The 7,652-nt window shown below is 71.5% G+C and carries 6 protein-coding genes and 1 pseudogene; 2 read left to right on the forward strand and 5 right to left on the reverse strand.

The features are described from left to right. Nucleotides 1-162: 162 nt before the first annotated feature. A complete protein-coding gene (locus tag AC1MIR_RS11570; RefSeq protein WP_480028306.1) occupies nt 163-1,080 on the reverse strand; it encodes an EamA family transporter in 918 nt (305 codons plus the stop codon). 46 nt (nt 1,081-1,126) lie between these two features. On the opposite strand from AC1MIR_RS11570, the gene AC1MIR_RS11575 reads away from it, so the two are divergent. After that, nucleotides 1,127-1,822: a hypothetical protein gene (locus tag AC1MIR_RS11575; protein ID WP_480028307.1), complete on the forward strand. Its 696-nt coding sequence runs from the start codon at nt 1,127-1,129 to the stop codon at nt 1,820-1,822. 8 nt (nt 1,823-1,830) lie between these two features. Here AC1MIR_RS11575 and AC1MIR_RS11580 read toward each other — a convergent pair whose 3' ends face one another. The 4 genes from AC1MIR_RS11580 to AC1MIR_RS11595 form a co-directional block, all read right to left on the reverse strand. Continuing rightward, nucleotides 1,831-2,979 (reverse strand): mandelate racemase/muconate lactonizing enzyme family protein, encoded by a 1,149-nt coding sequence (locus AC1MIR_RS11580; RefSeq protein WP_480028308.1) that lies wholly within the window; start codon nt 2,977-2,979, stop codon nt 1,831-1,833. Nucleotides 2,980-3,054: 75 nt separating this feature from the next. After that, complete coding sequence (locus AC1MIR_RS11585; RefSeq protein WP_480028309.1) at nt 3,055-4,026, reverse strand: Bug family tripartite tricarboxylate transporter substrate binding protein; 972 nt, start codon at nt 4,024-4,026, stop codon at nt 3,055-3,057. Nucleotides 4,027-4,049: 23 nt separating this feature from the next. Next, on the reverse strand, nt 4,050-5,465 hold the full coding sequence (locus AC1MIR_RS11590) for an amidohydrolase family protein (protein WP_480028310.1): 1,416 nt from the start codon (nt 5,463-5,465) through the stop codon (nt 4,050-4,052). A gap of 213 nt (nt 5,466-5,678) precedes the next feature. Further along, nucleotides 5,679-7,271 carry an ABC transporter substrate-binding protein gene (locus AC1MIR_RS11595; RefSeq protein ID WP_480028311.1) on the reverse strand — a complete coding sequence of 531 codons (1,593 nt, stop codon included), beginning with the start codon at nt 7,269-7,271 and terminating at the stop codon, nt 5,679-5,681. Nucleotides 7,272-7,400: 129 nt separating this feature from the next. On the opposite strand from AC1MIR_RS11595, the pseudogene AC1MIR_RS11600 reads away from it, so the two are divergent. Next, a pseudogene (locus AC1MIR_RS11600) lies at nt 7,401-7,652 on the forward strand (SIMPL domain-containing protein); the annotation flags it as partial.

Consider the following 7,652-nt stretch of genomic DNA (forward strand, 5'->3'; position numbering starts at 1 on the left):
CCAACTACCACGCCTATCCCTGGGGGGAGCACGGGCTCAACCGGGCGGCGGCGCGGCCGATGGAGCGCGCCAAGGGGATCGCCTGGACGACCCCCCGGCCGCGCGGCGGGGCCTTAACACGGGCTCTTGTGCGCGGCAACATGCGGAGGCGGGCGGAATGGCCTATCGGGCGCCGATCAGCACCAGCACCACGCCGGCCACCACGACGAGCGAACCGGCCATCTCCGCGGGCTTCGCCTTCTCCCGCAGGTAGAAGCGGCTGAACGCCAGGGTGAACAGGATCTCCACCTGGCCGACCGCGCGCACCAGCGCCACCGGGGCCAGGGCGAAGGCCGAGAACCAGCAGGCCGAGCCCATCGCCGACAGCGCGCCGACCTGCGCCGAGCTGCGCCAGCTTGCCAGGATCGGCCGGAAGGAGGCCGGCTCGGTCCAGGCGACCCAGGCGCCCTGCATCAGCGTCTGCAGGGTGTTGGTCACCACCAGGATGGCAAGCGCCTTGTGGATCAGGTCGCCGGCCGGCATCTCCTGGTTGGCGGCGCGGATCAGCACGGCGGTGAAGGCGAAGCCGAAGCCGGCGCCGATGCCGCAGAGCGCGGCGGGCTGCGCGATGCCCCGCAGCAGGGCCGCCGGCGCCGTGCCGCGCCCGGCGAGCGAAAGATACAGCACCCCGCCCACGCCGACCGCGATGCCGAGCCAGGAGAGTGCCGAGAGCCGGTCGCCCATCAGGACCAGGCCGATCAGCGCCGCCTGCATCGCCTCGGTCTTCGAATAGGCGGTGCCGACCGCGAAGTTGCGGTGGCCGAAGGCCATGATCAGCAGGTTGGTGCCCAGGATCTGGCCGAAGCCGCCGAGGGCACAGAGCAGCACCACCCAGGCGCCCATGCCCGGCACCGACTGGCCCGTCGCGGCCCCATAGCCCAGCAGCAGGACAAGGCCGACGGGCACGCCATAAAGATAGCGCACGAGGCCCGCGGCATTCACCGAAAGCTCGCCGCGCAGCTTCTGCTGCAGCGCCGTCCGCCAGCACTGGAACAGGGCGGCGACCAGCGTGAAGGCGATCCAGCTAGAAATCGGGCCCATCCATCATATATATCCATCTGTAAATATTACGGATGGAGCGCATCCGATGCGCCGCCTTGTCCCCCTCCTGGCCCTGCAGTTGGCCGCGGCGCCGGCCTTCGCCGCGGATCCGCTGACCGAGGCGATCGCGCGCATCTATCCCGACTACCGCGCGGCGCTGTTCCGCACCAATACCGGCCCGCCGGAGGCGGCGCTGGCGGCCATCCGGGCCACGCGCAGCGGCTGGCAGGGGCTCTCGGCGCGCTTCGCCGTACCGCTGCCGGTCCCCTATGAGACGGAGGAGGGCTGGCCGGCCCTCTCGGCCCGCGTCGGCGTGCTGCTGGGGCAGGCCGAATCGGAAGTGCTGGCCGGCCGGCTGCCGGCCGCGCATGAGGCGCTGGAGGAGATCCGCGACCTGCTCGGCACGCTGCGTGCCCGCAACGGCGTCTTCACCTTCAGCGACGCGATGAACGCCTATCACGAGGAGATGGAGCGCGCTGTTCCCCTGGCCGCCGAGGCCGGGACGCGGATGGCGGAACTGCGCGAGCTTGCCGGCGTGCTGCACTACCTGGCCGGGCGGCTGGAGCCCGTCGCCCCGGCCGGGCTGCGCGGCGAAGCCGAGTTCGTCGCGCTGGAAGCGGCCAACCGCGCGGCGGCGGAGGGGTTCCGAGCCGCCGTGCGCGGCGGCGACGCTGCGGCGATCCGCCAGGCGGCGCAGGGCCTGCGCCCGGCCTATTCCCGGCTGTTCCTGCGCTTCGGCTGAGCCGCGCGTCATCCGAGGCGCGGGTCGAGCCAGGGTCGGTCCATGCGCTTCCAGGGCAGATGCGGCCCGGGGCCGAGCCGGATGCCGAGGCCGGGCGCCTGGGGCAGCGGCGCCGTGCCCTGCACGAAGCGCAGATTTTCGCCCTCGATCATGTCGAAGAAGGCCTCGGTCTCGCCGAACTGCACCTCCAGCAGCAGGAAATTCGGCACCACGGCGCAGAGATGGACGGAATGCGCATGGCAGACCGGCCCGGTCGGGTTGTGCGGCGCGATCTCCACCCCCGCCGTCTGGGCCAGGGCCGCGATGCGGCGGATCTCCTCGATGCCGCCGGCATGCTTCACGTCCGGCATCAGCACGTCGTAGCAGCCGGCCTCGATCACCGAGCGGTAGGCGAGCAGGCCGGCGAGCGATTCGGCGCCGGCGAGCCGCATGCCGCGGTCATTCGCCAGGCCGCGCAGGCGGCGGATCTCGGCGTGGTTGGCCTCGGCGACCGGGCCTTCCAGCCAGAACAGGCGGAACTCCGCGAGGTCGCGGATCAGCGCCGCGGCGCCGCCGGGCGAGAAGCGCCAATGCGCATCCACCATCACCTCGATGCCGGGACCCACCGCGGCCCGCACCGCGGCGATGCGGGCCAGTCCCTCCGCATAGGCGGCGCGATTCGTCTCGGAAAACCCGTCCTCCCAGACCAGCGGGTCGAAGGGGGCGAGCTTCACGGCGCCAAAACCCTGTTCCACGGCGCGGCGCGCCGCGGCGGCGAAGCCTTCGGGGCTGCGCGGATTGGCGCCGCGGTTGATGTTAGCATAGAGCCGCACCGGATCGCGCAGCGCACCGCCGAGGAACAGGTGCAGCGGCTGCCCCGCGCGCTGTGCCGCCAGGTCGTTCAGCGCCTGCTCGAAGGCGGAGAGCACAGTCGCCGCGACCAGCCCCCCCGGCGCATGCGGGATCAGCCGCGCGAGGCGGTTGCGGCTTCGCGCATCCTCCGCGGCGACATTGGCGGCGAGCCGCGCGGCCTCTGCCTCCAGCAGGCCTTCCTGGTTCGCCAGCGTGCACTCGCCGAGGCCGGTGAGCCCGTCCTCGGTCGTCACCTCCAGGAAGGACCAGTTGGTCTTCGGCGTGACGTTGATGCCCCTGAAGGCGAGGCGCGCGATGCGACTCATGTGTGGGCCATCCGATTCAGCTCTCCGGTGCTCGCCGGCTTGCGCCGGCTGCGCCCTCCGACCATCGGATGGCGACTACTCGACCTTGATGTTGGCGCGCTGCGCCAGGTCGCGCCATTTCGCGATGTCGCTGCGCACCCGCGCGGCCAGCACATCCGGCGTGCTGGTGATGACCTGGCCGCCGATCAGCTTCACGCGGTCGGCGACTTCCGGCAGGCGGCCGATGCGCTGCAGCTCCGGCACCAGCCGGTCCACGATGGGCTGCGGCAGGCCCTTCGGGCCGAACAGCGCGTTCCAGGCGACGGTCTCGAAGCCCGGAAGGCCGCTCTCGTTCAGCGTCGGCACATCGGGCAGGTCGGGCCAGCGCTGCATGCTGGTCACCGCCAGCAGCTTCACCTCGCCGCGGGTGACGAAGGGCAGGATGTTCACCATGTTGGCGATCAGGAAGGGCGCGTCGCCGGTGATCGCCGCCTGGGCGAACTGTGCGGCGCCGCGATAGGGGATGTGCTCCATCTGCACGCCGGCCATCTGCTTGAAGAGCTCGGCCGAGAGATGCGCCGAGGAGCCGACGCCGCCGGAGCCGTAGTTGTAGTGGTTCGGCGGCTGCGCCTTGATCGCCGCGATCAGCTCCGCGACGGTGTTGACGGGGAAGATGCGCGGATTGACCACCAGCGCGTTCGGCCCGGTGACCAGCAGCGAGATCGGCGTGAAGTCGGTCTCGAGGTTGTAGGGCAGGTCGCGGTAGAGCGCGGCGTTGATCCCGTTCGACCCGGCATTGCCGATCAGCAGCGTGTAGCCGTCCGGCGCCGAGCGGAACACGTTCTCGACACCCACGCGCCCGCCCGCGCCGGGGCGGTTCTCCACCACGAAGGGCTGACCCAGCGCGCGCTCCAGATGCGGCGAGAAGAGACGGATGGTGGTGTCGTTGCCACCGCCGGGAAGGCCTGGCTCCACGACACGGACCGGGCGCGTCGGCCAGGCCTGCGCCGCGGCGATGCGCGGCAGGGCGAGCGCGGCCGATGCGGCCAGCAGCGTGCGACGGTTCATGCTTCTTCCTCCCTTGTCGTCGTTCAGCGGCGCACTTTGCCCCAGCCCGGATCTTCCTGCACCATGGGACGCAGGCCGGAGCGGTCGAGCATCTGCGCGGCCTCTCGCTCCGCCGCCGCGATGATGGCGGCGGGATCAAGATGCGGCGCGACGCCGTCCTGCAGCAGCACGCGGCCGCCCACCACCACGTCGCGCACGTCATGGCCATTGGCGAAATAGACGATGCGCGCCACCGGCATGTTGGCCGGCACCATGTGCGGACCGGTGAGGTCCACGGTGATCACGTCCGCCAGCTTGCCCACTTCCAGGCTGCCGAGCGTCTCGTCCAGCCCCATGCCCTTCGCGGCGTCGATGGTCACCATCTCCAGCGCCTTGCCGGGCGGGATCATCGTCTCGTCGCGGAAGGCGCGCTGGTGGTAGCGGATGCACTGGAACATGTGGCGGAACATGTCGCCGCTGCGGTCCGGCGCGGTGGCGTCGGAGCCGATCATCACGGTCACGCCGGCTTCCATCATCTTCGGCGCCGGGCAATAGCCGCGCACGGCGGCGATGGCCGAGGGGTTGTGCACCACGCTCGCCCCCTTGGCGACCAGCGTGTCGATGTCGGCATCCGTCAGGTCGGTGCAGTGGCTGTGCCAGGAATCGGGGCCGATCAGCCCGAACATCCGGTCCGCCATCTCGATCGAGCCGCTCCGATGCCCGTCCTGGTGGAACCAGGCGCCGCGCCTGCGGCCGGCCTCCCGCACCAGATGCCCCTGGCGCTCGATCTCCTTCACCTTCGCCGGGTCGTGCTTCGCTTCCCGGTACACCGGCATCAGCGTGGCGACGCGGACATTGCCCTTGCCGTGCCAGGTCTCCACGCCGGCGGTGATGGTCTCCAGCTGCTGCTCGAAGGAGACGGGGCGCTCCACGCCGTCGGGCCCGACATAGGGGCGCGGGAAGGGCGGGCGCGTCGGGCCGAGCACGAGGACGGAGCGGATGCCGATCTCCTCCGTCGCGGTCGCATGGGCATCGGTGAAGGACGGATGGTCCACCCGTCCGATGGAATCGCCACCGCCGAGCAGCGAGACGCCGGTGGTCACGCCGAAGCGCAGCCGCTCATACGCCGCGAGCTGCGCCTCCGCGCGCCAGAAGCTGGGCGGCGAGGCGAGGGTGTAGATGATGCGGCAGGCTTCCGACCAGGCGGCGCTGTCGTTGTTGCCCATGGTCTTGACCAGCCCGTGTCCGGCATGGGCGTGGCCGTCGATCAAGCCGGGCAGGATCGCCTTGCCGCGCGCCTCGATCACCTGCGTCGCGCCGGGATGCGCAGCCTCCACCTCGGCGGTCGGCCCGACGGCGAGGATTTTTCCGCCCGCGATGGCGACCGCGCCATCCGCGATGACGCGGCGCTGCGCGTCCATGGTGATGACGGTGCCGTGGCGGAGCAGGAGGTCGGTCATGGTGTCGTGTTTCTCGGCGCTGAATGTCTCCCTCGCCCCCCGGCAGGGGGGAGAGGGTCGCGAAGGCTTGGCGCGTAGCGCCGAGCCGGAGCGGGTGAGGGGGGGTGCGCGAAGCGTTGGAAGCGATGCGCCGACCAGCTTCGCGACCCCCTCACCCATCCCTCTGCCCCTTCCAGGGGGAGAGGGTTCTTTCTGGAGCGGGAGAGGGCGCGCTCAGTCCACCTTCACCAGCCACAACCGCAGCCGGTTGTCCGGCGCCTGCCGCAGGTCGATGCCGCGCCGCGAGGCCCAGGCGATGGGCTGCTGGAACAGCGGCACATGCGCGATCTCCGCGCGCTCGATCGCGAGCGCCTCGCGGATCGCGCGCTGGCGGCTCTGCTCATCCGGCGCCTCGGCGGCCTGCGCCACCAGCGCGTCGAAGGCCGCGTTGCTCCAGCGGCCGTAGTTGAGCCCGCCGGTGGTCGGCGAGTTCGTGCGCAGCACCTCGTTCAGCGTGGAGTAGCTGTCCGCCAGCGGCAGGCCGGCATGGCCGAGCATGAAGATCGAGAAGTCGCGGTTCGCGGTGCGCCGCGACCACACCGCCGTCGGCTCGCTCTGCAGCTGCAGCCGGATGCCGACGCGCGCCAGCATGCCCGCGATGGCCTGGCAGGTGCGCTCGTCATTCACGTAGCGGTCGTTCGGGCAGACGATGCCGACGGAGAAGCCGTTGGGATAGCCGGCCTCCGCCAGCAGGCGGCGGGACATGTCGGGGTCGTAGGGCAGGCGCGCATTCAGGTCCTGCGGCGCGCCGGCCAGGAAGGGCGAGACCATCATGCCCGCCGGCCAGGCCTTGCCGCGCATCACGCCGCGCACCAGCGCGTCCACGTCGATGGCGCGGTAGATCGCCTCCCGCACGCGGCGGTCCTTCAGCGGGTTGCGGCCCTGCACGTCGCTGTAGAGCAGCTGGTCGCGCTCATGGTCGAAGCCGAGATAGATGGTGCGCAGCTCCGGCCCCTCGATCACCTGCACGCGCGGGTCCTGCATCAGGCGCGGAATGTCCTGCAGCGGGATCTCCACCGCCGCGTCGATCCCGCCCGAGAGCAGCGTCGCGGTGCGCGTCGCGGCCGAGCGGATCGGCTGGAAGGTGACGCGCGTGAGGTTGTGCTGCGGCCGGTCCCACCAGCGCGCATGGGCTTCCAGCACGGTGCGCTCGTCCGGCCGGCGGTCCACGATGCGGAAGGGGCCGGTGCCGTTGGCCACGCGCGTCGCGCCGCTTTCCTGCTGCTGCGCCAGGTTGGCCGGGTTCTCCGCGTTGTTCGCGCGCGCCCAGCCCTCGTCCATCATGTAGAACTGGGTGATCGAGGCCAGCAGGATCGGGAAGGGACGATGCGTCTCGATCTCGATCGTGTGGCTGTCGATCTTGCGCACCTCCTTGATCTGGCCGAGCAGGCCGCGCGCGAGCGAGCCCGGCGCGTTCACGCGCCGCCAGGTGAAGAGCACGTCATCGGCGTCGAAGCTCTCGCCGTTGTGGAACACCACGTTGCGCCGCAGGTTGAAGCGCCAGACGGTGGGGCTGGTCCGCTGCCAGCTCTCGGCCAGCGCGGGCTCGATCTCGATCTTGTCGTTGTGTCGCACCAGCGCCTCGTAGACATTGCCGAGGAAGCTGTTGGTGAAGGTGTTGTTCGAGGAGTGCGGATCGAGCGTCAGCACATCCGCGTTGAAGGCCCAGGTGAAGTCCTTGGCCGCGGCGGGCTGCGCCAGGGCGAGCCCGGCGAGGCAGGCGGCAAGCGCCCAGGGGCGGCCCCAGGGGTGGAGGGTGTCTCGCATCGGTGTGTTCCCCGTTCGGTGCGGCAAGCCTCCGCCGCGCGCCCTTCGGCGTCAACCGGCGGCCTTGCCTGTGCCATGCTGCCGCCACGGGCACCCCGCCCCATCGCCCCAGCGAAACGGAGGAACCGCATGCGCCGGATACTCGCCCTGCTCGGGCTGCTCGCCCTGCCCACCGCCCTCGCCGCCCAGCCCACGCCGCTGGCCGAGACGGAGCTGCATATCGGCGAGAGCGCCGAGGTCGCCCGCGCGCCGGACGAGGTGGTGGCGACGCTGCGCGCGGAGGCCCGCGCCGGCACCGCCGCGGCCGCACAGGAGGCGGTGAACCGCGCCGTCGCCGCGGCGGTGGCGCGCGCCCCCGGGGGGGCCGGGGGGGGCGGGGGC

This window comes from Falsiroseomonas sp. RANM36, from assembly GCF_056682175.1.